Here is a 23082-nt window from a genome sequence, read left to right on the forward strand (position 1 = left end):
CCTCCGGCACGAGCGTGGCGTCGAGCACCGCGGCGCGGCCGATGAAGCGCGCGACATCTTCGGTCGCGGGGCGGTCGTGGATCTCCTGCGGCGGGGCGACCTGCAGGAAGCGGCCCTCCCACATCACCGCGATCCGGTCGGCGAGCGCCATCGCCTCGCGCTGGTCGTGCGTGATATAGAGCGTCGTCACCCCGGTCTCGCGGTGGAAGCGCGCGATCTCGCCCTCCATCCGGCCGCGGAGATGCGGGTCGAGATTCGCCAGCGGCTCGTCCATCAGCACGGTGCGCGCCCCGCCGGCGAGGCAGCGTGCCAGCGCCACGCGCTGGCGCTGGCCGCCCGACAGCTCGGCCGGCCGGCGCTCGGCGTGGCCCTCCAGCGCGACGGCGGCGAGATGCGTCGCCGCGCGCGCACGGGCATCGCCGCGCCGGATCCCCTGCGCTTCGGCCGGGAAGGCCACGTTGTCGCGCACGGACATGTGCGGCCAGAGCGCGTAGGACTGGAACACGACGCCGACGGCGCGCCCCTCCGGGGGCACGTGATGATCCTGCGAGGAGACGCTGCGCCCGTCGAGCCGGATCTCGCCGGCATCCGGCCGTTCGAGACCCGCCACGAGGCGCAGCAGCGTGGACTTGCCGCAGCCCGAGGGACCGAGCACGACGAAGAATTGCCCGGGCTCCAGCGTCGCGGTGACACCGGCGACGGCCGGCCGGCCGCCGAAGCTCTTGTGGAGGGTGTCGATCTCGACGGACATGGCGGCGCGTTCCCTGGGCCGCGACCGCGCTACTGCAACCGTTTCGCCCGGGCAAGGTGGCGGCGTGGCGTGTCACGGGAATTTCGCACAGTCGCGGGACCCGCCCGACCCGGGAACCGGCGGCCGGGTCCGGCGGGCCGCGGCGCCGGTCAGGGCCGGACGGGGGCGTGCAGGATCGGGGCCGCGGGATGGCGCGGCGTCTCGCGCGGGCCCCGCGCTTCGGGACGCCGTGGCGGGATCACTCCCAGCCGTCGGATTGCCATCCCATCTGCGGCATCTCCTCGACCACTTCGAAGGGCAGCGTGGTCGTGAAGGTCCGGCCGTGGCGGTCGGTGGTCCGCACCTCCATCACACGAACCCCGGCGCGAAGATCGGCCGGCAGATCGGCACGCCAGAGGTGCTGGCTGGCGTCGGTCAGCAACCACCGCGGCAACGGGCCGGGCACGCCGGTCCAGTCGACGCCCCGGAACATCTCGTAACCCGCGGTCGCCTCGCCGCCCTGCGCCGAACGCCAGGCGACCCGGGCATCGGTCGACTGCCGCGCCAGCGCGGGCGGGTCGGCGTAGGCGGGACCGCGCTGCTTCGCCTCGCCCTCGCCGACCTGCGTCCGGCGGGCCTCGATCGCGGCACCGCCGTCGATGGAGACCGAGACCCGCGACGACATCGAGCCGTTCCAGACGTTCACGGCGACCCGGGTGCCGCCCTCCAGGTCGGCCCGGGTGAGCATGTTCACGTCGCCGAGATCGGTCCGCGTGACCGGCGGCAGAACCTCGGAGGGGCGGCCGTAGAGATCGGCGCAGGCCATGAGGTCCGTCGCCCAGTCCCGGACGCGCGGCGTGCTGAAGGCCGCGTGCATCTGCGTCTCCGGCGTTTCCCGGAAGCTGTGGTAGGTGTCGATCCAGTCCGTGCCGGAGACCTCGAGCCGGTAGTAGCCGCGCGGGCTGCCGAGGCGCTGCGTGGCCTCGGGCACGCCGGCGTCGTCGAGGTTGCCCGACCACCACGAGCCCGACAGCGCGCCTGTCACGATCTGGTGGAACGGCGCGGGCCCGACGCCGGTGGCCTCCTCCCAGCCGGCGTAATGCTCGCCGGGCTCGATGTTCTCGGTCGTGTGCGTGTGCCCCGACAGGCCGAGCGCGGGCCGGTCGCCGATGATTTCCCCGAGTTCCGCGAGATTGTCGGTCTGGTGCTTCCTGGCCCGGGTGTCGGTGAAGGTCTGGAAGGGGATGTGCGCGTTGAGGACGATCAGCCTGTCCTGCGGCACATTGGCGAGGTCGTTCGCCAGCCACGCCATCTGCCGGTCGTGGATCACGCCGTTGTAGGTCGGGCGCTCGGCCGGGTCGCAGAAATCGTGGTCGTCCACGCCATCCCAGCCTCCGCAGATATCGACCAAGCTCAACGATACCGGATCGGGATGACGTTTCCGCTGTCGTTTCGTGACGTCCGGGTGACAGGGGCCGGACCGGCTTGCCCGTCGCCCGACGCCGGTTCGGGGCGACAGGGTCCTGCGGGGCATCGCCCGGAAACCCGGTCAGGAAGGCCCCGCCGGGCGGATCGGGGCGGTGCCCCCGGTGCGCCGGCGTCACCGGACGGGGCCCTCGTCCGGTCCCGTGTCGGCCGCGACGCTTCGATCGTGGTGCTTCCCTTCCCCGGCGCACCGGGCCTGGCCTGCCCGCATCGGACTGACGGGCGCACCGGCCTGATCGGCGGGGGCTGCACGGGCCACGGGATCCCGGCGGCCCCGCGCGACGTCGGCACACCGCGCGAGGCAACGCCGATGAACGGCCACGGCGAGCCGGCGAGCGACACGCTGGAAATGCTCCGAAGCTCGACGGCAGCCGCCTGCCGTCACCGCCGCGCGCGGCGCCGTCCGGTCAGGCGAAGCGCCCGCTGCGCTCCAGAACCTCGATCTGGTAGCCGTCCGGATCGCTCACGAAGAAGAAGCGCGCGATGCGTGTGCCGGCCGGCGCGAACTCCACGATGCGGCGGGGCTCGAAGCCGACCTCGGTGAACCGCGCGTGCTCCGCATCGAGGTCGGCGACCGTCACGGCGAGGTGGCCGTAACCGTCGCCGAGATCGTAGGGCTCCGCCCGCCCCTTGTTGACGGTAAGCTCCAGTTCGAAGTCGGCCTCGGAGTTGGCGAGATAGACCAGCGTGAACGCGTCGAAGTCGAGGCGGTCTGCCACCTCGAGCCCGAAGGCGCGGCGGTAGAACGCGACCGAGCGCGCTTCGTCGAGAACGCGGATCATGCTGTGAACGAGTCGGGCCATGGGTGCACTTCCTGTGCTGAACGGTGTGCCGGCCCCATGCCGCCGCCGGGCGCGCGCTGCAACCGCTTTCACCGCACGCGGCGCAGGGTCCGGATCAGGACAAGGCGGCGGCGCGCGCCCCGATCCAGCGGCAGATCGCCCGGAAGCTTTCGCCGGCGCGGCGGCTCTGGCGGCGGGCACGAAGGTAGCCGTGCACGAGTTCCGCCTCGTTGCGCCAGTCGGCCCGCCCGTCCGCCTCGCGCAGCGCGCGCGCATAGGCCGCGCCGTCATCGCGCAGGGGGTCCACGTCGGCGGTGACGATCAGCGCGGGCGGCAGGCCCGTGAAATCCTCTGCGCACAGGGGCGAGACCTCGGGCTCCCGCGCGCGCAGCTCCATGTCGCCGCCGGTCACGATCCCGGCGTAATGCCGGATATCGGCGGTGCGCAGGAGCGGCGCCTCGGCGTTCTCGACGTAGGACGGCGCGTTCGTGTCGCCGCCGAGACCCGGATAGATCAGCACCTGCGCCTCCGGCATCGGCCCGCCACAGCGCCGCATCCTGAGGCAGAGCGCCGCGGCAAGGGTTCCGCCCGCGCTGTCGCCGGCCACGATCCCGGCACGACCTGCGGCGGTTTCGGAGTGCCAGACGGCCGCGACGTCGTCGATCTGCGCCGGATAGACATGCTCGGGCGCGAGCCGGTAGTCGACCGCGATCACCTCGAGCCCCGTCGCCCCGGCGAGCTCGGCGCAGACGTCGTCGTGGCTTTCGAGCGATCCGACAACGAAGCCCCCGCCATGGGCGTAGAGGACGAAGGGCGCCAGCGCGGCGTCGCGCGGCCGGTAGCGGCGCAGGGGCACGCCGGCGACCGTCGCGTCGGCGACCGCGACACCCTCGGGGCGCGGCGCGCGGAAACGCGCGCACATCGCGTCGTAGTGGCGCCGGTTCTCCTCGACCGAGGCGAGATTGGCCTCGGCGGGATAGGCCGCCTCCGTCTCCGCGATGAAACGCAGCACCTCTGGGTCCGTCACGGGCATGGCTCAGCTCTCCTGTCGTTCGGCGATCGTGCGATCCAGCCAGTCGGGGTCCATGTCGGGCACCGACGTGAGCAGGAGGCGGGTATAGGGGTGGTGCGGTGGCCGGAACATCTCGTCCTTCGGACCCTGTTCGACGACCCGCCCGTGCTGCATCACGACGACATGGTCGGCGATCGCGCGCACCGTGGCGAGGTCATGGGTGATGAACATGTAAGCGAGCCCGCGGACTTCCTGCAGGCGCGTCAGAAGCTTGAGGATCCCCTCCGCCACCAGTTGGTCGAGGGCCGAGGTCACCTCGTCGCAGATGATCAGCCGCGGTTCGGCGGCGAGCGCGCGCGCGATGCCGATGCGCTGCTTCTGTCCGCCGGACAGCGCGGCGGGCGTCCGCCCGATGAAGTCGTCCGGATCGAGCTCGATGTCGGCGAGAAGCTCGCGGATGCGCGCCTCGCGCGCAGGGCCGCGCAGGCCGAGGTAGAAGCGCAGCGGCCGGCCGAGGATCTCGCGGATGGTGTGCTTCGGGTTGAGGGCGGTGTCGGCCGACTGGTGGATCATCTGCACCTGGCGCAGCGCCGCCGGATCGCGCCGCGCGAGGCGGGGCGGGAGCGGCGTGCCGTCAAGCTCGATCCGCCCCGAGACGGCCGGCAGAAGGCCCGTGATCACCCGCGCGGCGGTCGACTTCCCCGATCCGCTCTCGCCGACGACGGCGACGGTGCGCCCGGAATGCACGTCGAAGCTCACGTCCTGCAGGACCGGCGTGCCGGGGCTGTATTCGGCGGTCACGCCGGCAACCCGCAGCACCGGTGTCGCCCCCGCCGGGGGCACGGAATGCTCCGGCGCGCGGAAGCTGCGCACCGCCCAGAGGGAACGCGAATAGGCCTCGCGCGGGGCGGCGAGCATGGCGCGCGTCGGCTGCTCCTCGACCTCCTCCCCGCGCAGGAGCACCTTGATGCGGTCGGCCATCTGCGCGACCACGGCGAGGTCGTGGGTGATGTAGATCGCCGCCGTCCCGATCTCGCGCACGGCATCGCGGATCGCGCGCAGCACCTCGATCTGCGTCGTCACGTCGAGCGCGGTCGTGGGCTCGTCGAAGATGATCAGATCCGGCTCGCAGGACATCGCCATGGCGGTCATCGCGCGCTGAAGCTGTCCGCCCGAGACCTGATGCGGATAGCGGAAGCCGATCACGTCGGGCTCCGGCAGGCGCAGCCGCGCGTAAAGCTCCCGTGCCTCGCGCGCGGCCTCGGGGCGCGTGCGCAGCTGGTGAATGTCGACCGGCGCTTCCGTGTACTGATCGATCAGGCGCTGCGACGGATTGAAATTCGCCGCCGCCGACTGCGCGACATAGGCGATGCGCCGCCCCCGCAGCCCGCGCAGGCGCCGCGCCCCGAGGGCGCGCAGGTCCATCCCGTCGAAGGTGATCTCGCCGCCCGCGATGCGCGTGCCGTCGCGGGTGTAGCCCATCGCGGCGAGGCCGAGCGTCGATTTGCCCGCGCCCGATTCGCCGATCAGCCCCAGAACCTCGCCGCGGCGCAGCTCGAGGTCGACGCCGCGAAGGATCGGCTGCCACGCGCGGCCCTGCCGGCCCTCGATGGACAGATCACGGATGGTGAGAAGCGGTTCGGTCATCGGTCTCGGCTCAGTCCTGCAATCCGGAGGCCCGGTGGAGCATCCAGTCCACGACGAAATTGATGCTCACGGTCAGAAGCGCGATCGCCCCGGCGGGCAGCAGCGGCGTGATGTCGCCGAAGGTGATGAGCGCCGCGTTCTCGCGCACCATCGAGCCCCAGTCGGCGGTGGGCGGCTGGATGCCGAGACCCAGGAACGACAGCGCAGAGATCGCGAGGAACACGAAACAGAAGCGCAGCCCGAACTCCGCCACCAGCGGCGCCGTGACGTTGGGCAGGATCTCTCGCCCGATGAGCCAGCCGAGCCCCTCGCCCCGCAGGCGCGCGACCTCCACGAACTCCATCACCACCACGTTCATCGCCACGGCGCGGGACAGGCGGAAGACGCGCGTCATCTCCAGCACGGCGATCACGAGGACGAGCGCGGCGATGCTGGTGCCGAAGATCGACAGCAGCAGCAGCGCGAAAAGCAGCGACGGGATCGAGATGAGCAGATCGACGAAGCGCGACAGGAGCTGATCGGTCCAGCCGCCCAGCACCGCGGCAAGCAATCCCAGCAGGGCGCCGGCGGTGAAGGCGAGCGCCGTGGTGGCGAGCGCGATCCCGATGGAGTTGCGCGCGCCCCAGACAAGCCGCGAGAGCATGTCGCGGCCGAGGTTGTCGGTGCCCAGCACGAAGTCGCCGCCGCGCGGCTCGAATTCCATGCCGACGATCTCGGTCTGGCCGTGGGGCGCGATCTGCCCGGCGAACACCGCGACGACGGCGAAAAACATGATCATGCCCAGGCCGAAGGCGGCGGTCGGCGGCATGCCTCGGAGATCGGAGAGGCGCATGGATCACCTCCGGTGCAGCAGGCGCGGGTTGGTCGCGATGGCGAGCACGTCCGCGCCGAGGTTCAGCAGGATGTAGATGCCGGCGAAGACCAGGCAGCAGGCCTGGACCACGGGGATGTCGCGCGTCGCCACGGCATCGACCATGAGTTGCCCGAGCCCCGGATAGACGAAGACCACCTCGACGATCACCACGCCCGTGACGAGATAGGCGAGGTTCAGCGCGACCACGTTGATGATCGGGGCCAGCGCGTTGGGCAGCGCGTGGCGCAGGATCACGCGCAGCGGCGAGGCGCCCTTGAGCCGCGCCATCTCGATGTAGGGCTGGGCCAGAAGGTTGATGATCGCCGCGCGCGTCATCCGCATCATGTGCGCCGTCACCACGAGCACCAGCGTCATCGCCGGCAGGAACGTGCGGTAGAGCATCTCGCCGAGGCCCGCCCCGGCGCCGAAATCCGCGATCGACGGGAACAGGCCGAGGTTCACCGACAGCACGAGCAGCAGGATGTAGGCGACGAAATACTCGGGAAAGGAGATCGACGAGAGCGTGAGGATGTTCACGCTCCGGTCGAAGACGGAGCCGCGGTAGAGCGCGGCCAGCAGCCCCAGCCCGAGCGCCAGCGGCACCGAGATCGCGGCGGCATAGGCGGCGAGGAACAGCGTGTTGCCGAGGCGCGCCGCGAAGAGCTCGGAAATCGGCCGGTCGTTGGCGAGCGAGCGGCCGAAGTCGCCCTGAACGATGCCGCCGAGCCAGTCGAGGTACCTGACATGCGCCGGCTGATCGAGGCCCAGCTCGCGGCGGAAGGCCGCCACCGTCTCGGGCGTCGCGGACTGGCCCAGCACCTCTTCGGCAAGGTCGCCGGGCAGAAGCTCCACCGCGAGAAAGATGAACAGCGAGATCAGGAACAGCGTCAGCAGCCCGAGCGCCAGCCGCTGCAGGATCATCCGCGCGAGCGGCGCCATGTCATCCCTCCTCCCGCGCAGGCCAGCCGATGCCGCGGATGCCGGCGCCGGCGTGATCGGGAGCGGACGCCGCACCATGCGCCGCGGCGAGCGCGGCCAGCCGATCGGTCAGCGGCGCGGCCATCGGGCTCGCGCGGCCGGCGGCGGTGTCGACGTGCAGCAGCATGTGTTCGCCCGTGGCCTGCACGCCGCCCGCTTCGTCGATCATTTCGTGATGCAGGCGGATGCGCTTCGCGTCGTGGCCGAGGATCGTGGTGCGCACCGAGAGCCGCGTGTCGACCGCCGTCTCGGCAAGATGCCGGATATGCGTCTCGACCGTGTAGACCGAGCGCCCCTCGGCCCGGTAGGCGGCGTCCATCCCGATATGGGCGAGGAAGGCGTCGGTGGCGTCGCCGAAGACCTGCAGGTAGCGGAACTCGGTCATGTGCCCGTTGTAGTCCAGCCACTCGGGCGGCACCCGCGTCCCGTGCAGGACCAGCGGGGCGGCCGTGTCGGCCCCGGGCTCGGGCGCGCCCGGCGCAGCAGGCGCGCGCAGCGTCGTCCCCGCGCCCCAGTCGTTGGTTTCGAGCGCGCGCAGGATGCCGATCAGGTTGTCGTCGCGGATGCGCTCCAGCTCGCGCAGGCTGCGCGCGCCCGACTGGGCGTCGGACTGCGCGGCGATCTTGCCGGCCAGCGCATCGGTCATCTCGGGCACGTCGGTCAGCCGGGACCACGGCCATTTCAGCGCGGGGCCGAACTGCGCGATGAAGTGCTTCATGCCCGCTTCGCCGCCCGCGATGCGGTAGGTCTCGAAAAGGCCCATCTGCGCCCAGCGCAGGCCGAAGCCGTAGCGGATGACGTCGTCGATCTCCTGCGTGGTGGCGACGTCGTCGTGCACGAGCCAGAGCGCCTCGCGCCAGACGGCCTCGAGCAGGCGGTCGCCGATGTGCGCGTCGATCTCGCGGCGCAGGCGGATCGGCGCGAGCCCGGTGGCGCGCAGGACGCCCTCGGCGCGGTCGAGCGTGGCCGCGTCGCCGTCCGGGCCGCCCACGATCTCCACCAGCGGGATCAGGTAGACCGGGTTGAAGGGATGCGCGACGAAAAGACGGCCGGGCCGCGCCATGCCCGCCTGCAACTCCGAGGGCCGGAACCCGGAGGTGGAAGATCCGATCGGCGCGTCGGCCGGCGCGGCGGCCTCGATCGCGGCGAAGACCGACCGCTTCAGGTCGAGGCGTTCGGGAACGCTTTCCTGAACGTAGTCGGCCCCGCGCACCGCACCCGCGACATCGGCGTGAAAGCTGAGCGCGCCTTCGCGGACCGGACGCGCGGGAAACAGCCGGTCCCGGGCGCGGCGCGCATTGGCGAGCACCTCTTCCACGACACGCCGCGCCTCGGGCGCGGGGTCGTGCACCGCCACGTCGATCCCGTTCAGCAGGAACCGTGCGACCCAGCCGCCGCCGATCACGCCGCCGCCGATGCAGGCGGCCTTCTGGATGCCTTGGGACATGCGTGTCCTTGAATTGAAATCGCGGGACGCCTGCCGCGGCAGCGACGCGGCAGGCGGCAAGGACGTGTCTCAGACGTCGGTCAGCCACCAGCGCTCGATGGCCTTCCAGCCGTCGAGGTAGCGGTTCGAGGCCAGCGGGCCGTGCGCCACCCGGTCGGTCTTGCCGTCGATGTAGTTGCCGAACATCGGGATCATCGCGCCGCCGTCGTCGCGGCAGATGGCCTGCATCTCGTGGTACATCTCGGCGCGCAGATCCGCGTCGAGCTCCGTCCGCGCCTGCCCGAGGAGCGCATTGAAGCGCTCGTTCTGCCAGTTCGTCTCGTTCCAGGCCGCGCCGGAGGCATAGACGAGGCTGAACATCCAGTCCGCGGTCGGCCGGCCGTTCCAGTAACCGGTGAAGAACGGCTCCTGCATCCAGACGTTGGACCAGTAGCCATCCGCCGGGCGGCGGTTCACGGTCAGCTCGATCCCCGCCTCGGCCGCGCTTTCCTGCAAGAGCACCGCGGCGTCCACCGCGCCGCCGAAGGCGCCGTCGGAGGCGGCCAGCGTCACCTCGAGCCGGTCGAGCCCGGCCTTCTCGAGGTGGAAGCGCGCGCGCTCCGGGTCATAGGCGCGCTGCTCGAGGTCGGCGGCGTGGAACCTCTGCGAGGGCGCGATCGGGTGATCGTTGCCGAGCGAACCGTGCCCGCGCAGCACCTTGTCGAGCATCTCCTGCCGGTTCACCGCGTACTTGAGCGCGAGCCGCACGTCGGGATCGTCGAAGGGGGCGGCATCGCACTGCATCGCGAAGGGGAAATGCGAGGTGCCCGTGACCTCGACCAGCTGCACGTTCGGACGCCGGTCCAGCAGGTGCACCGTTTTCGTGGGCACCCCGTTGATGATGTCCACCTCGCCGGTCACCAGCGCGTTCTGCCGGGCGGTGGCGTCGTTGATGGTCAGGATCGTGACCTCGTCGAACCACGCGCGATCCGCCTTCCAGTAGTCGTCCCGCCGCTTGAGGCGCATCCGCTCGCCGGGCTCGAATTCCTCGAGCGTGTAGCCCCCGGTGCCCACGCCCGAGCGCCAGTCGAGGTTGCCCTCGCCGTCGTCCGGCATGATCCAGAGGTGATAATCCGCGGTCACGAAGGGGAAGTCGGCATTGCCGGCCTCCAGCTCGAAGACCACGACGCGGTCGCCATCGGCGCGGATCTCGCGGATCTGCGACAGAAGCTCCTTCGCACCGGACTTCGTGTCCTCGCCGCGGTGGTGGTTGAAGGAGGCGATCACGTCGCGCGCCGTGACCGGCCGGCCGTTCGAGAAATCCGCCTTGCGCAGCCGGAAGGTCCAGGTCGCGGCGTCCTCGCTCACCTCGAAGCTCTCGGCCAGTTCCGGTTGCGCGCGCCCCTCGGCGTCGATCTCGACGAGCGTGTTGCAGACACCGCCGAGCATGCCCAGCGCGACGACGCCGCCGTAGGTCGTGGCCGGATCGAGCGTGTCGGAGCTGGCGCCGCCCGAGCTGCCGATGCGCACGGAGCCCCCGCGCCGCGGGCCGGATTGCGCGACCGCGTGGGGCGCGAGGCCGAGGCTCAGCGCGGCCGCGGCACCGGCGCGCAGCACGCCGCGGCGGTCGAAGGTGGAAAGGCTCATGTCATGTCTCCCTTGGGTTGCGGCGCCAGGGCGCCGTGGTCAGACCGGCGCCGTTTCACCAGCGCTTCGTCAGGTTGAGCGCCGCGCGCACCTCGGCGGGGGTCATCAGCGACACGTTCATCGCCGAGAGTATCGTCGCCGCCCGCTCCACGAGTGCCCCGTTCGTCGCCGGCACGCCCCGATCGAGCCAGATGTTGTCCTCCAGCCCGACGCGCACGTTGCCGCCGGCAAGAACGGCCTGCGCGGCATAGGGCAGCTGCATCCGCCCGATGGAGAAGGCCGAAAAGCACCACCCGGCCGGCAGGTTGTCCACCATCGCCATGAGCGAGCGCAGATCGTTCGGCGCCCCGAAAGGGATGCCCATGCAGAGCTGCACGAGCACCGGGTCGTCGATCAGCCCTTCCTCGGCGAGGGTCTTCGCCAGCCAGAGGTGACCGAGGTCGAAGACCTCGATCTCGGGCTTCACGCCGGCGGCACGGATCCGCGCGGCCATCGCGCGCAGCATGCCCGGCGTGTTGGTCATCACGTAATCGGCCTCGGCGAAGTTCATCGTGCCGCAGTCGAGCGTGCAGATCTCCGGCAGACAGTCCTCGACGTGCACAAGCCGTTCGCCCGCGCCGATCAGATCGGTCCCGGCGGCGTCGAGCGGCAGGGGGGCCTCCGGCGGACCCAGCACGAGATCGCCCCCCATGCCCGCCGTCAGGTTCAGCACGACGTCGGTGCCGCTGTCGCGCACGCGGGCCACGACCTCGTGGTAGAGCGCCGGATCGCGCGAGGGATCGCCGGTCTCGGGATCGCGGACGTGGACATGCGCCACCGCCGCGCCGGCCTCTGCCGCCTCGACGCAGGCCGCCGCGATCCCGGCCGGGGTCACGGGCACCTTGTCGCTCTTGAGGTGGCTCTGCCCCGCGCCGGTCACGGCGCAGGTGATGAAGGCGGTCCAGTTCACGGCAGCGTCTCCGTCCCTCGTTCTTTCTTCGCGACAGCCTAAGTCCGAAAGCGACTTTCACCTTTGCCGCGATGGCCGTAATGTTTGCCGAAGATGTCAGACACGCCGCCCCGGATCGCCTTTCTGCCCTTCGACGGTTTCTCGAACATGGTGCTCGCCAGCGCGGTCGAACCGCTGCGCGCGGCCTGCGATCTTTCCGGGCGCCGGCTGTTCGAGTGGTCGATGACGACGATCGACGGCGCCCCGGTGCGCAGTTCCTCGGGCCTGCGCCTTCAGGCCGACGGCGCACTCGACGCGGCAGGCCCCCTCGACGCTTTGGTGGTCGTCGCGGGCTACGGCGCGCGTGACGCGGCCCGTGAACCCGGTGTGAGCGCGGCGCTGCGCAGCGCCGCAGCGCGCGCCGACAATCTGATCGCGCTGGACATGGGCGCATGGATCCTCGCGGCGGCGGGGCTGCTGCAGGGGCGGCGGGCGACGGTGCACTGGCAGGAGATCGACGCCTTCGCGGAGGCGTTTCTCGGTGTCGAGGCGGTCTCCGAAAGCCAGGTCGCCGATGGCGACCGGCAGAGCGCCGGCAGCGCCTCCGCGGCAATGGCGCTGCTGCTGGCGCTGATCCGCGACCGCGCGGGCGAGGCGCTCGCGCATGATGTGGGGATGCTCTTCGCACACGAACGCGGCGCGGGCCACCGCGAGGACGCGCCGCCGCGCCCGCCGGCGCTCGGCCGCGCGATCCGGAGCATGCTGAAGCACCTCGAGGAGCCGCAGGCGCTCGGCCGGATCGCACAGGAGGCGGGCGTCTCTCCCCGCGCGCTGCAGCGCGCCTTCCGCGACGACCTCGGCATCCCGGCCGGCGCCTATTACCGCCGCCTGCGGCTGAGCCGCGCGCAGGGCCTGGCGCTCGAGACGCGGCTCCCGGCGACCGAGATCGCCGCGCGCACCGGGTTCCGGTCTGCCGCGACCCTCTCGCGTGCCTTCCGGGCACACTTCGGTCAGACCATGACGGACGCGCGCCGGGCCGCGGCCCGGCACGGATCGCGATCGCATCGTGCGGCGGCGCCCGCCACCGGTGTCCGCGACCGGCGTTGACCCCCAAGAGCGTCCGCATCGGGCGCATTGCCGGGCAGCGCCGGATCCGCGGGGCCCCGTTCCCGGCGCGCGGCGCGGCTCAGGCGAGGAGGGCGCGGGTAAGATCCCCCCCGGGCTCGGCGAGCGGTTCGATCACGTCGAAGTGGTGCCGGCCTTCGGCTGCGTGCCGATCCGCCCCCCAGGCGTCCGCGAGGCGTTCGGCCTGATCGAGAAAGGCCGGCAGCTCCGCCGCGCCGACCCAGACGGTGACGGGCACCCCCGGCGCGGGCTGATGGAGCGGGCTTTCGGCCGCGGCCTCCGCGGCGTCGATGCCGAGGGTCTCGTTCATCGAGGTCTGCATCAGCGGCGCGAGATCGGCCACGGGAGAGATCGGCACGATCCGGGCGAGCCGCGCCGCCACCGCCGCGGGCAGCATGCCGGGCGCCGCCATGCGCGCGACGAGGTGGCCGCCGGCGGAATGGCCCGCAAGGCGGATCGGCCCGTCGACAAGGGCCGCCATCGCGGGCACCGCGGCGGCGAAGGCCTGCGTGATCTCCGCGATGCGGACCTCGGGGCAGAGCGGATAGGAGGGCATCGCCACCGCCCAGCCGTGCGCGAGCGGGCCGGCCGCGAGGTGCGACCATGTCGATTTGTCGAAGGCTTTCCAGTACCCCCCATGCACGAAGACGACGAGGCCCCGGGGCGCGCCCTCGGGGTGGAAGAGATCGAAGCGCGCGCGCGGGTGATCGCCGTAAGGCAGGTCGAGCGCCGCGCGCTGGCCGAGATCCCTGCGGAAGGCGGCCGCGGCGGCGGCCCAGCGCGGCGGGTAGTCGGCCGCACCGGGCACATGATCGGTGTTGGAATAGGCGGCATCCATGTCCATCGCGGAACTCCGGCTTGAAGCGGGCGGTTGTTTGAGGTCAGACTTCAGGCCTGACCGCGCGCCCCTTATTGCCGGAGGACAGGATGCTTGACGAGACGACGAATCTCAAATCGCTGCTGGCGGACCCGGCGCTTCTGGAAGAGCGGGCCTTCATGGATGGCGCCTTCGGGGAGGGCGATAGCGGCACCTTCGAGGTGACGAACCCGGCGCGCGGCGACGTGATCGCGCGGGTGGCCGACTGTTCGCGCGACCAGGTGGCGGGCGCGATCGACGCCGCGGCCGCCGCGCAGAAGGACTGGGCGGCGCACACCGGCAAGGAGCGCGCCGCGATCCTGCGCCGCTGGTTCGAGCTGATGATGGAGAACCAGGAGGATCTGGCGATCATCATGACCGCCGAGCAGGGCAAGCCGCTGTCCGAGAGCCGGGGCGAGATCGCCTATGCCGCCGGCTTCATCGAGTTCTCGGGCGAGGAAGCGAAGCGCATCTACGGCGAGACGATCCCCGGCCACCAGCGCGACAAGCGGATCACCGTGATCCGCCAGCCGGTGGGCGTCGCGGCCTCGATCACGCCGTGGAACTTCCCCGCCGCGATGATCACGCGCAAGGCGGCGCCGGCGCTCGCCGCCGGCTGCGCCTTCATCGGGCGGCCCGCGTCCGAGACGCCGCTCTCGGCCACCGCGCTCGCGGTTCTGGCCGAGCGCGCGGGCGTGCCGGCGGGCGTCTTCTCGATCGTGCCCTCCTCCCGGTCCTCGGAGATCGGCCGCGAGTTCTGCGAGAACGAGAAGATCCGCAAGCTCACCTTCACCGGCTCGACCGAGGTGGGGCGCCTCCTGCTGCGGCAGGCGGCGGACCAGATCAAGAAATGCTCGATGGAGCTCGGCGGGAACGCGCCCTTCCTGGTCTTCGACGACGCCGATCTCGACGCGGCGGTGGAGGGTGCGATCGCGTCCAAGTTCCGCAACAACGGGCAGACCTGCGTCTGCGCCAACCGCATCTACGTGCAGTCGGGCGTCCACGACGCCTTCGCCGAGAAGCTCGCCGCGCGCGTGGCCGAGCTGCGCGTCGGCGACGGGCTCGAGGAGGGCACCGAGCTCGGCCCCCTCATCAACACCGCGGCCATCGACAAGGTGCGTGAGCACATCGCGGACGCGACGGAGAAGGGCGCGCGGATCGTGCACGGCGGGATCGAGGACAACATGCCGGGCAGCTTTCTTCGTCCGACCGTCCTGACCGGCGTCACGCAGGAGATGGCCGTCGCCCACGAGGAAACCTTCGGCCCGCTCGCGCCGCTCTTCCGCTTCGAGACGGAGGAGGAGGCGATCCGGCTGGCCAACGACACGATCTACGGGCTGGCGAGCTATTTCTACGCCCGCGACATCGGCCGCGTGACGCGCGTGCAGGAGGGGCTGGAATACGGCATCGTCGGCGTGAACACCGGCCTCATCTCGACCGAGGTCGCGCCCTTCGGCGGCGTCAAGCAGTCGGGCCTCGGCCGCGAGGGCGGGCACCACGGTGTCGAGGAGTTCCTCGAGGTCAAGTATATCTGCACGTCGGTCTGAGCGCGCGCGGCCCGGCGTTGCGCGCGCGCGCGCGCTCGCCTATGTGATCGGCCATGAAGCGCCCGATCCTCATCCACCCCGACCCGCGGCTCAAGAAGGTCGCCGCGCCGGTCGACGACCTCTCCGACGCGCGGCGCCGGCTCGCCGAGGACATGCTCGAGACGATGTACGACGCGCCGGGCATCGGCCTCGCCGCGCCGCAGGTCGGCGTGGCGGAGCGGCTGATCGTGCTCGACTGCGTCAAGGAGGAGGGCGCGGCGCCCCGCCCGCTCGTGATGTTCAACCCGGAGGTCGTGGCGGCCTCGGACGCGCTGAGCACCTACGAGGAGGGCTGCCTCTCGATCCCCGAGCAGTATGCCGAGGTCACCCGCCCCGCGGAGGTGCAGGTCCGCTGGATGGACGCCGATGGCGCCCCGCAGGAGGAGACCTTCGACGGTCTCTGGGCGACCTGCGTGCAGCACGAGATCGACCATCTGAACGGCAAGCTCTTCATCGACCACCTCGGCCCGATGAAGCGGCAGATGATCACCCGCAAGATGGTCAAGCTGAAGCGCGAGAAGGCCAAGGCGTGAGCGCGCGCGCCGTCCCGCGCCCGATCCTGCGCTGGCCCGATCCGCGGCTGCGCAAGCGCGCCGCGCCGGTCGATGCGGTGACGGACGCGACGCGCGCGCTCTGGGACGAGATGATCGCGGTGATGGAGGCGATGCCGGGCGTCGGCCTCGCCGCGCCGCAGCTCGGCGTGATGGAACGCCTCGCCGTCGTGGACGCGAGCGAGGGCCGCGGACAGGCGATCCGCCTGGCCAACCCCGAGATCCTCGACGCCTCGCGCGAGACCGCCGCGCGCACGGAGGCGAGCCCCTGCCTGCCCGGCGTCTCGGCGGTGGTGCACCGGCCCGCGCGGGTCACGGTGCGCTTCCTGAACGAGGCGGGCGTGATCGACCGGCGCGACTTCGAAGGGCTCTGGGCCGTCTCGGTGCAGCACCAGATCGACCACCTCGACGGGCGGATGTTCTTCGACCGGCTGAGCCGGGTGAAGCGGGACATGCTCCTGCGGCGGGCGAAGAAGGCGGGATAGCGGATGCGCGTGATCTTCATGGGGACGCCGGACTTCGCGGCGGAGGCGCTCGCCGCCGTGCACGCCGCGGGCCACGAGATCGCCGCCGTCTACACGCAGCCGCCGCGCCCGGCGGGCCGCGGCAAGGCGCCGCGCCAGAGCCCCGTGCAGGCGCTGGCCGAGGAACTCGGCCTCGCCGTCCGCCATCCCGTCAGCCTGAAGCCGGAGGCGGAGCAGGCCGCCTTCGCCGCGCTCGGCGCCGAGGTGGCGGTGGTCGCGGCCTACGGGCTGATCCTGCCGCGCCCGATCCTCGCGGCGCCGGCGCGCGGCTGCCTGAACATCCACGCCTCGCTCCTGCCGCGCTGGCGCGGCGCGGCGCCCATCCAGCGCGCGATCATGGCCGGCGACCGCGAGACGGGCATCGCGATCATGCAGATGGAGCCGGGCCTCGACACCGGGCCGGTGCTGCTGGAGCGGCGCACGCCCATCGGCGCGGAGGAAACGGCCGGCGAGGTGCACGACCGCCTCGCGACGCTCGGCGCGGAGGCGATCGTGGAGGCGCTGGCGCGGCTCGACGATCTGGCGCCGGTGCCGCAGCCCGAGGCCGGCGTGACCTACGCCGCCAAGATCGACAAGGCGGAGGCGCGGGTGGACTGGAGCCGCCCCGCCGAGGAGGTCGATCGCCTGATCCGCGGCCTCTCGCCCTTCCCCGGCGCCTGGACGGAGATCGGCGGGCACCGCGTGAAGCTTCTGGGCTCCCGCCTCGCCGAGGGCGGGGGCGCGCCGGGCGAGGTGCTGGACGACGCCTTCACGGTCGCCTGCGGCACGGGCGCGGTTCAGGTGACGCGCGCGCAGCGCGAGGGACGCGCGCCGCAGGAGGCCGGGACCTTCCTGCGCGGGCTTCCGGTGCCGCCGGGCACGCGGCTCGGCGCGTAGCGCGGCGCGTCCTGCGCCGATCCGCACGGTCGGGATCGCGGGGGCACGCGCGATCAGACGGTCAGACGGACAGCACCCGCGCGATGCCGGGGCCAGCCTGCCGACGCGCGGCATCGGCTGCGTGGGCGGCTGGGCTTCCCGTCCGCATGCCGCATCATGGTCCGCGTCCGGTTATCCGGCCTGACCGCCGCCCTCCGTCAAAGGTCCACGCCTCAACCCGCCGCGCCACTGACACGGATCAGCGCCCCGGCCACCGCGTCCGGCCGATCCCAGTGCAGCGCGTGCCCCGCGTCCGGCACCGTCTCGATCGCGATGTCGGGGATCTCCGCCAGCGCGGCGCGCGCCTGCGTCTCGGGGATCAGCGCGTCGTGGTCGGCAAGGAGCGCGACCGTCGGCACCTGCACCCGCGGCGCGAGACCTGTCGGATCGTAGGCCTCGAGCGCGGCGACCTGCCGGGCCATCGCGTCGGGTGTCTGCGCATGGGGGTAGTCGATGCCGGCGCGGACCGCCGCCTCGACCTGATCCGGCAGGTCGAAGGCCGCGGGATGGAACAGCCACGGGAAGAGCGCGCGCAGCCAGAGATCCTCGTCGCGCCCCCCGGCGCGCAGCGCGAGCAGCGTGCGGAAGAGGAAGACGTTGCGCGCCATCCGCATCGGCGCGCCTGCCATGACGGTGAGCCGCTCCACGAGATCGGGCCGCGCGGCGGCAAGCTCCATCGCCACGAAGGCGCCCATCGAATGCCCGGCGACATGCGCCGGGCCATGCCCCAGCGCCTCCAGAAGCGCGGCGGCGTCGGCGGCCATGGTCTCCACGCGCGCCTCCGCGTCCAGCGGCCGGGTGCGCCCGGTGGTCCGGTTGTCGGGGCGGATCACCGTGAAGCGTGCCTCGAGGGGGGCGAGCACGGGCGCCCAGCTTGCGCTGTCGCTGGCCATGCCGGCGAGCAGGAGGAGCGGCGGCCCGGCGCCGCCGATCTCGTAGTGCAGCGTGACATCGGGGAGGATGAGGTCGGGCATCGGGCGCTCCTCGCGGCGGATACGCCCGCAGGATGGCGCACCGGCGACGCGGGCGCCAGAGCCCCAGTCGAGGTGCCCCGCCCGCCGCCGAACGGTCGCCCGCGGCGCGGTCCGGCGCGCGCCGCCGGACGCGCGCCGGGGCCGCGTCAGTGCGACATCACGAGCGGCACGCTGGTCGATTCGAGCATGTTGCGCGTCGCACCGCCCATGATCGCCTCGCGGAAGCGGGAATGGCCATAAGCGCCCATCACGATCAGGTCGGCCTCGATGTCGCCGGCGTGCCGCGCGAGCACGTCGGAGATGCGCGGCAAGGTCTTGGCGAGCACGTCGATCTCGACCTTGACGCCGTGGCGGGCGAGGAACTGCGAGAGCATGCCGCCGGGGTCGGAACGGTTGGCGCCGTGGGCCGGCGGATCGACGACGACGACATGCACCGCCTCGGCCCGCGTCAGGATCGGCAGCGCGGCGCGCACCGCCGAGAGCGCCTCGGCGCTTTCGTCCCAGCCGATCATCACCCGCCGCGGCTGCAGCCGGGCGTCGTAGCCGTCGGGCAGCACCATGACCGGGACGCGCCCGTCGAAGAGCGCCCCCTCGATGATCGGCTCCAGCTCGGCCCCGTGCCCTTCGCCGTAGGGCTTGGGCAGGATCACCAGATCCGAGAAGCGCGCGTGCGCCGCGACGCTGCGGCCGATGTCGGCAAGCTGCGCGACGCCCGTCTCGACGTTCCAGCGGACATCGCTGCCGGCGAGGGTGCCGCGGACGTGCTCGGCGGCGGCCTCGGCCTCCTTCTGGGCGCGGGCGAGCGTCTCCTGAAGGATCATCGCGTTGGCGCCGGCGTAATAGTACCCGGTCTGCGTGCGGTCGACGCCGAAACAGGCGACCTCGAGGTGCGCATCCTCCGCCCGGGCCATCGCGACGCCCTGCGCGAGCGGCCCCTCGGCCAGCGCAGGATCGGTGACCACGGTCATCAGGGTCTTGTAGGCCATCTGCCTCTCCTTCGTATTCTCTGGGCAGACCCTAGGTGCCGCGCCGTCATACGACATTGATCCGGGTCAATCCGGGCCGCGCGCTGCATTGATGCAGATCAAGGTGCTCTTTAAGGGCAGTCCGCATACGTCGGTGTGCGGACATGTCCGCGCGGGAGGGTGACTCGTGCGGGCCGAGGGAAGGGAAACGACCATATGTCGAATTACATCAAGCTGATCGCGTATGGCCTCGTCACCATCTTCGCGATGATGGCGGCCAATTTCGCGCGCGATATGGCCTATCAGGTTCATGCCATACTCGTCATGCTCGTCGCGGGCGGGCTCTTTCTCTGGACGCTGCGCCACACCGACGAACCGGTGACGGCGAGCGGTCCGGACCTCTCGCGGAGCTACATGGACGGCGTGGTGCGCGCGGGCGTGATCGCGACCGCCTTCTGGGGGGTCATCGGCTTTCTGGTCGGCACCTTCATCGCCTTCCAGCTCGCCTTTCCGGGGCTCAATTTCGACTGGTCGGAGGGCTACGCGAACTTCGGGCGGCTCAGGCCCCTGCACACCTCGGCGGTGATCTTCGCCTTCGGCGGCAACGCGCTGATCGCGACGTCGTTCTACGTGGTGCAGCGCACCTCCGCCGCGCGCCTCTGGGGCGGGAACGCGGCCTGGTTCGTGTTCTGGGGCTACCAGCTCTTCATCGTTCTGGCGGCCACGGGCTATCTTTTCGGCGCGACCCAGTCGCGGGAGTACGCCGAGCCCGAGTGGTACACCGACTGGTGGCTGACCATCGTCTGGGTCGTCTACCTCGCCATCTTCCTCGGCACGATCGTGAAGCGCAAGGAACCGCACATCTACGTGGCGAACTGGTTCTACCTGTCCTTCATCGTGACCGTCGCGATGCTCCACATCTTCAACAACCTCTCGGTCCCGGTGTCGATCTGGGGGTCCAAGTCGGTCTCGGCCTTCTCGGGCGTGCAGGACGCGATGACGCAGTGGTGGTACGGCCACAACGCGGTGGGCTTCTTCCTGACCGCGGGCTTCCTCGGCATGATGTACTACTTCATCCCGAAGCAGGCCGAGCGCCCCGTCTTCAGCTACAAGCTGTCGATCATCCACTTCTGGGCGCTGATCTTCATCTACATCTGGGCGGGGCCGCACCACCTGCACTACACGGCGCTGCCCGACTGGGCCTCGACGCTGGGGATGGTGTTCTCGATCGTGCTCTGGATGCCCAGCTGGGGCGGCATGATCAACGGGCTGATGACCCTTTCGGGGGCCTGGGACAAGCTGCGCACGGACCCGGTGATCCGGATGATGGTGATCTCCGTGGGCTTCTACGGGATGTCCACCTTCGAGGGGCCGATGATGTCCATCAAGGCGGTCAACTCGCTCAGCCACTACACCGACTGGACCATCGGGCACGTGCACTCGGGCGCGCTGGGCTGGAACGGGATGATCACCTTCGGCGCGCTCTACTTCCTCGTGCCGCGGCTCTGGAACCGGGAGCGGCTCTACTCGCTGAGCCTCGTGTCCTGGCACTTCTGGCTCGCCACCATCGGGATCGTGCTCTACGCCGCCTCGATGTGGGTCACCGGCATCATGGAAGGCCTGATGTGGCGCGAGGTGGACGCCAACGGCTTCCTGGTGAACAGCTTCGCCGATACCGTGGCCGCGAAGTTCCCGATGTACGTGGTGCGCGCCCTCGGCGGGGTGCTCTACGTCGCCGGTGCGCTGATCATGGTCTACAATCTCTGGATGACCGTCCGGCGGTCCCCGGCCAAGGCGGCCGCGGGTGCCCCGGCCAGCGTCCCGGCCGAATAAGGAGGGCCGACCGATGGCAATTCTCGACAAGCACAAGATCATCGAGACCAACGCGACCCTCCTGCTGATCTTCAGCTTCCTGGTCGTGACAATCGGCGGGCTGGTGCAGATCGTGCCGCTCTTCTACCTCGAGAACACGATCGAGGAGGTGGACGGGATGCGGCCCTACAGCCCGCTGGAGCTGACGGGGCGCGACATCTACGTCCGCGAGGGCTGCTACGTCTGCCACAGCCAGATGATCCGCCCGATGCGCGACGAGGTGGAGCGCTACGGGCACTACAGCCTCGCCGCGGAATCGATGTACGACCATCCCTTCCAGTGGGGCTCGAAGCGGACGGGGCCGGACCTCGCGCGCGTCGGCGGGCGCTACTCCGATGCGTGGCACGTCGATCACTTCCGCGATCCGCAGTCGGTGGTCCCGGAATCGGTGATGCCGAAGTACGACTACCTCGAGCGGACGATGATCGATCCCGAACACATCGAGGACCTGCTCAACGCCCACCGCACCGTGGGCGTGCCCTACAGCGACGAGATGATCGAGAACGCCGCCGCCGACTTCCGCGCGCAGGCCGATCCGGACGCCGACCACGAAGAGCTGCTCGCACGCTATCCCAAGGCACAGGCGCGCAACTTCGACGGCCAGCCCGGCATCTCGGAGGCGGACGCTCTGATCGCCTACATGCAGATGCTCGGCACGCTGGTGGACTTCTCCACCTTCGAGCCGGTCGACAGCCGCTGAGGAGGACGGAATGGAGGAATACACCTTCCTGCGGACCCTCGCGGACAGCTGGGGCCTGCTGGCGATGTTCCTCTTCTTTCTGGGCGTCGTGATCTGGGTGTTCCTGCCCGGGCGCGGCAAGGCCCACGAGGAGAGCAAGACGATCCCCTTCCGTCACGAGGACGCCCCGGCGCCCGACGACGAAGAGGACAGCGCGCAGCGCGAGGAGGCGCGGAAATGAGCGACAAGAAGCACAAGCAGGAGCCGGAAACCACGGGCCACGAGTGGGACGGCATCCAGGAGTACAACAATCCCCTGCCGCGCTGGTGGCTCTGGATCTTCTACGCGACGATCGTCTGGGGTGTCGGCTACACCATCGCCTACCCGGCCTGGCCCGGCATCAAGGAGGCGACGCCGGGTCTTCTGGGCTACTCCAGCCGCGCCGAGGTCGAGAAGGAAATCGCCGAGGCCCAGACGGGCAATGCGGAGATCAACGAGCGTCTCGCCTCCGTCGAGCTCACGGAGGTGATCGAGGACCCGGACCTGCGCGGCTACGCCACGCAGGCCGGCGGCGCGGTCTACCGCACCTGGTGCGCGCAGTGCCACGGGTCGGGCGCCGCGGGTGTGCAGGCGGCGGGCTATCCCAACCTCCTGGACGACGCCTGGCTCTGGGGCGGCTCCATCGAGGACATCCACACCACGATCGCGCACGGCATCCGCAACGAGGATGATCCCGACGCGCGCTGGTCGCAGATGCCCGTCTTCGGCGACATCCTCTCGGAGGAGGAGATCGTGCAGGTCGTCAACCACGTCATGACCCTCTCGGGCAGCGAGCCTCGGGACGCCGAGGCCGCCGAGGCGGGCACCGAGATCTACGAGGTCCAGTGCGCCGCCTGCCACGGCGCCGAGGGCGGCGGCGACCCCATGCAGGGGGCGCCGGCCCTCGACGACGCGATCTGGCTCTACGGCGGCGATTACGACACGCTGGTCGAGACGGTGACCTATTCGCGCTACGGCGTGATGCCGCCGTGGCAGAACCGTCTGGAAGACCACGAGATCCGCGCGGTGGCGGCCTACGTCCACCAGCTCGGCGGCGGCGAAGCCAGCCCCGAGTGAGCGGGTGACGAGACACCCGGGGGACATCCCTGCCCCCCGGGTCGAAGCGCCGGTGTCCCGTCCTGTTCGCGCGTTTCCTTGGGACGCCGGCGCTTCGTTTCCCTTCAGGACCGCCCCGGGCGGGGCCGGTCCCGCGGCCCGGGTCACGCAGCGCGCGTCGAAGGCCGTCCTGCTCTCCCCGCTCAAGGAAGCCCCCGAGCACGCCGCGCCAAGGCCCGGCCTTTCGTGGCAGGGCAGGAACCCCGAGAGGTCGCGCCCGGCACGAGGGCGGCGGGTATCCGTGCCTGACCGACGGCGAAACCCGGCCCCCTCGCGCCGTTCGACACGGGACAGCGCGGTCCGGCGCGGGCGGCATCCCACCTTCTTCGCAAGGATGGTGATCCGGCGCCCGCGCTGCCCTGTCACTCGATCAGGCGCAGCTGGTTGATCTG

Annotated in this window: 22 protein-coding genes; 9 read left to right on the forward strand and 13 right to left on the reverse strand. The window is 71.1% G+C overall.

The genetic code is table 11. From position 1 onward, the window contains the following. The 10 genes from ACESL7_RS01815 to ACESL7_RS01860 form a co-directional block, all read right to left on the reverse strand. A partial coding sequence (locus ACESL7_RS01815; RefSeq protein ID WP_372890859.1) for an ABC transporter ATP-binding protein occupies positions 1 to 751 on the reverse strand: 751 nt, incomplete at its 3' end. Positions 752 to 989: 238 nt separating this feature from the next. Next, entirely contained in the window at positions 990 to 2111 is a 1122-nt protein-coding gene (locus tag ACESL7_RS01820; RefSeq protein ID WP_372890861.1) for a calcineurin-like phosphoesterase C-terminal domain-containing protein, read from the reverse strand. A gap of 511 nt (positions 2112 to 2622) precedes the next feature. Next, entirely contained in the window at positions 2623 to 3018 is a 396-nt protein-coding gene (locus tag ACESL7_RS01825) for a VOC family protein (RefSeq protein WP_372890863.1), read from the reverse strand. A 94-nt stretch (positions 3019 to 3112) separates the two neighbouring features. After that, the gene (locus tag ACESL7_RS01830; protein WP_372890866.1) at positions 3113 to 4030 is read right to left on the reverse strand and encodes an alpha/beta hydrolase; all 918 of its coding nucleotides are present in this window, start codon (positions 4028 to 4030) and stop codon (positions 3113 to 3115) included. Between the two features lie 3 nt (positions 4031 to 4033). Further along, complete coding sequence (locus ACESL7_RS01835) at positions 4034 to 5656, reverse strand: ABC transporter ATP-binding protein (protein ID WP_372890868.1); 1623 nt, start codon at positions 5654 to 5656, stop codon at positions 4034 to 4036. 10 nt (positions 5657 to 5666) lie between these two features. Further along, complete coding sequence (locus ACESL7_RS01840; protein ID WP_372890870.1) at positions 5667 to 6488, reverse strand: ABC transporter permease; 822 nt, start codon at positions 6486 to 6488, stop codon at positions 5667 to 5669. 3 nt (positions 6489 to 6491) lie between these two features. Beyond that, positions 6492 to 7448, reverse strand: coding sequence for an ABC transporter permease (locus ACESL7_RS01845; RefSeq protein WP_372890872.1), 957 nt, complete (start codon positions 7446 to 7448; stop codon positions 6492 to 6494). A gap of 1 nt (position 7449) precedes the next feature. Then, on the reverse strand, positions 7450 to 8934 hold the full coding sequence (locus tag ACESL7_RS01850) for a carnitine 3-dehydrogenase (protein ID WP_372890874.1): 1485 nt from the start codon (positions 8932 to 8934) through the stop codon (positions 7450 to 7452). A gap of 69 nt (positions 8935 to 9003) precedes the next feature. Next, positions 9004 to 10560: an ABC transporter substrate-binding protein gene (locus ACESL7_RS01855; protein ID WP_372890875.1), complete on the reverse strand. Its 1557-nt coding sequence runs from the start codon at positions 10558 to 10560 to the stop codon at positions 9004 to 9006. A 55-nt stretch (positions 10561 to 10615) separates the two neighbouring features. Continuing rightward, positions 10616 to 11509 carry a beta-keto acid cleavage family enzyme gene (locus ACESL7_RS01860; protein WP_372890877.1) on the reverse strand — a complete coding sequence of 298 codons (894 nt, stop codon included), beginning with the start codon at positions 11507 to 11509 and terminating at the stop codon, positions 10616 to 10618. Positions 11510 to 11602: 93 nt separating this feature from the next. On the opposite strand from ACESL7_RS01860, the gene ACESL7_RS01865 reads away from it, so the two are divergent. Beyond that, a complete protein-coding gene (locus ACESL7_RS01865; RefSeq protein ID WP_372890879.1) occupies positions 11603 to 12595 on the forward strand; it encodes a GlxA family transcriptional regulator in 993 nt (330 codons plus the stop codon). 79 nt (positions 12596 to 12674) lie between these two features. On the opposite strand, the gene ACESL7_RS01870 is transcribed toward ACESL7_RS01865, so the two are convergent. Next, complete coding sequence (locus ACESL7_RS01870) at positions 12675 to 13457, reverse strand: alpha/beta hydrolase (RefSeq protein ID WP_372890881.1); 783 nt, start codon at positions 13455 to 13457, stop codon at positions 12675 to 12677. An 83-nt stretch (positions 13458 to 13540) separates the two neighbouring features. Between ACESL7_RS01870 and ACESL7_RS01875 the strand changes: the two genes are divergently transcribed. From ACESL7_RS01875 to fmt, 4 genes are read left to right on the forward strand one after another with little or no spacing between them, the layout of a single operon-like run. Beyond that, on the forward strand, positions 13541 to 15016 hold the full coding sequence (locus ACESL7_RS01875; protein WP_372890883.1) for an NAD-dependent succinate-semialdehyde dehydrogenase: 1476 nt from the start codon (positions 13541 to 13543) through the stop codon (positions 15014 to 15016). A gap of 53 nt (positions 15017 to 15069) precedes the next feature. After that, entirely contained in the window at positions 15070 to 15588 is a 519-nt protein-coding gene (gene def, locus ACESL7_RS01880; protein WP_372890885.1) for a peptide deformylase, read from the forward strand. Further along, positions 15585 to 16091: a peptide deformylase gene (def, locus tag ACESL7_RS01885; RefSeq protein WP_372890887.1), complete on the forward strand. Its 507-nt coding sequence runs from the start codon at positions 15585 to 15587 to the stop codon at positions 16089 to 16091. The genes def (ACESL7_RS01880) and def (ACESL7_RS01885) overlap by 4 nt, the downstream gene beginning before the upstream one ends. Before the next feature lie 3 nt (positions 16092 to 16094). Further along, positions 16095 to 17006 (forward strand): methionyl-tRNA formyltransferase, encoded by a 912-nt coding sequence (gene fmt, locus ACESL7_RS01890; protein WP_372890889.1) that lies wholly within the window; start codon positions 16095 to 16097, stop codon positions 17004 to 17006. Between the two features lie 212 nt (positions 17007 to 17218). Here fmt and ACESL7_RS01895 read toward each other — a convergent pair whose 3' ends face one another. Both ACESL7_RS01895 and ACESL7_RS01900 read right to left on the reverse strand, forming a co-directional pair. Continuing rightward, positions 17219 to 18019: an alpha/beta fold hydrolase gene (locus ACESL7_RS01895; RefSeq protein ID WP_372890891.1), complete on the reverse strand. Its 801-nt coding sequence runs from the start codon at positions 18017 to 18019 to the stop codon at positions 17219 to 17221. Positions 18020 to 18165: 146 nt separating this feature from the next. Beyond that, on the reverse strand, positions 18166 to 19005 hold the full coding sequence (locus tag ACESL7_RS01900) for a universal stress protein (protein ID WP_372890892.1): 840 nt from the start codon (positions 19003 to 19005) through the stop codon (positions 18166 to 18168). Positions 19006 to 19200: 195 nt separating this feature from the next. Here ACESL7_RS01900 and ccoN point away from each other — a divergent pair, with 195 nt between their 5' ends. The 4 genes from ccoN to ccoP are packed head-to-tail and all read left to right on the forward strand — an operon-like array spanning position 19201 to position 22651. Beyond that, positions 19201 to 20817: a cytochrome-c oxidase, cbb3-type subunit I gene (gene ccoN, locus ACESL7_RS01905; RefSeq protein ID WP_372890894.1), complete on the forward strand. Its 1617-nt coding sequence runs from the start codon at positions 19201 to 19203 to the stop codon at positions 20815 to 20817. A gap of 13 nt (positions 20818 to 20830) precedes the next feature. Next, a complete protein-coding gene (gene ccoO / locus ACESL7_RS01910; protein WP_372890896.1) occupies positions 20831 to 21556 on the forward strand; it encodes a cytochrome-c oxidase, cbb3-type subunit II in 726 nt (241 codons plus the stop codon). A gap of 10 nt (positions 21557 to 21566) precedes the next feature. Next, on the forward strand, positions 21567 to 21776 hold the full coding sequence (locus tag ACESL7_RS01915) for a cbb3-type cytochrome c oxidase subunit 3 (RefSeq protein WP_372890898.1): 210 nt from the start codon (positions 21567 to 21569) through the stop codon (positions 21774 to 21776). Next, complete coding sequence (ccoP, locus tag ACESL7_RS01920) at positions 21773 to 22651, forward strand: cytochrome-c oxidase, cbb3-type subunit III (RefSeq protein ID WP_372890900.1); 879 nt, start codon at positions 21773 to 21775, stop codon at positions 22649 to 22651. The genes ACESL7_RS01915 and ccoP overlap by 4 nt, the downstream gene beginning before the upstream one ends. Positions 22652 to 23082 lie beyond the last annotated feature (431 nt).

This window comes from Rhodosalinus sp., assembly GCF_041685465.1.
Classification (GTDB): domain Bacteria; phylum Pseudomonadota; class Alphaproteobacteria; order Rhodobacterales; family Rhodobacteraceae; genus Rhodosalinus.

Bases quoted from the DNA above. Each gene is read 5' to 3' on its own strand.
- fmt (WP_372890889.1), top strand. From the start codon at position 16,095: ATGCGCGTGATCTTCATGGGGACGCCGGACTTCGCGGCGGAGGCGCTC.
- ccoO (WP_372890896.1), top strand. From the start codon at position 20,831: ATGGCAATTCTCGACAAGCACAAGATCATCGAGACCAACGCGACCCTC.
- ACESL7_RS01825 (WP_372890863.1), bottom strand. From the start codon at position 3,018: ATGGCCCGACTCGTTCACAGCATGATCCGCGTTCTCGACGAAGCGCGC.
- ACESL7_RS01865 (WP_372890879.1), top strand. From the start codon at position 11,603: ATGTCAGACACGCCGCCCCGGATCGCCTTTCTGCCCTTCGACGGTTTC.
- ACESL7_RS01855 (WP_372890875.1), bottom strand. From the start codon at position 10,560: ATGAGCCTTTCCACCTTCGACCGCCGCGGCGTGCTGCGCGCCGGTGCC.
- ACESL7_RS01895 (WP_372890891.1), bottom strand. From the start codon at position 18,019: ATGCCCGACCTCATCCTCCCCGATGTCACGCTGCACTACGAGATCGGC.
- ACESL7_RS01845 (WP_372890872.1), bottom strand. From the start codon at position 7,448: ATGGCGCCGCTCGCGCGGATGATCCTGCAGCGGCTGGCGCTCGGGCTG.
- ACESL7_RS01850 (WP_372890874.1), bottom strand. From the start codon at position 8,934: ATGTCCCAAGGCATCCAGAAGGCCGCCTGCATCGGCGGCGGCGTGATC.
- def (WP_372890885.1), top strand. From the start codon at position 15,070: ATGAAGCGCCCGATCCTCATCCACCCCGACCCGCGGCTCAAGAAGGTC.
- ACESL7_RS01915 (WP_372890898.1), top strand. From the start codon at position 21,567: ATGGAGGAATACACCTTCCTGCGGACCCTCGCGGACAGCTGGGGCCTG.
- ACESL7_RS01870 (WP_372890881.1), bottom strand. From the start codon at position 13,457: ATGGACATGGATGCCGCCTATTCCAACACCGATCATGTGCCCGGTGCG.
- ccoP (WP_372890900.1), top strand. From the start codon at position 21,773: ATGAGCGACAAGAAGCACAAGCAGGAGCCGGAAACCACGGGCCACGAG.
- ACESL7_RS01900 (WP_372890892.1), bottom strand. From the start codon at position 19,005: ATGGCCTACAAGACCCTGATGACCGTGGTCACCGATCCTGCGCTGGCC.
- ACESL7_RS01875 (WP_372890883.1), top strand. From the start codon at position 13,541: ATGCTTGACGAGACGACGAATCTCAAATCGCTGCTGGCGGACCCGGCG.
- ACESL7_RS01830 (WP_372890866.1), bottom strand. From the start codon at position 4,030: ATGCCCGTGACGGACCCAGAGGTGCTGCGTTTCATCGCGGAGACGGAG.
- ccoN (WP_372890894.1), top strand. From the start codon at position 19,201: ATGTCGAATTACATCAAGCTGATCGCGTATGGCCTCGTCACCATCTTC.
- ACESL7_RS01835 (WP_372890868.1), bottom strand. From the start codon at position 5,656: ATGACCGAACCGCTTCTCACCATCCGTGATCTGTCCATCGAGGGCCGG.
- ACESL7_RS01840 (WP_372890870.1), bottom strand. From the start codon at position 6,488: ATGCGCCTCTCCGATCTCCGAGGCATGCCGCCGACCGCCGCCTTCGGC.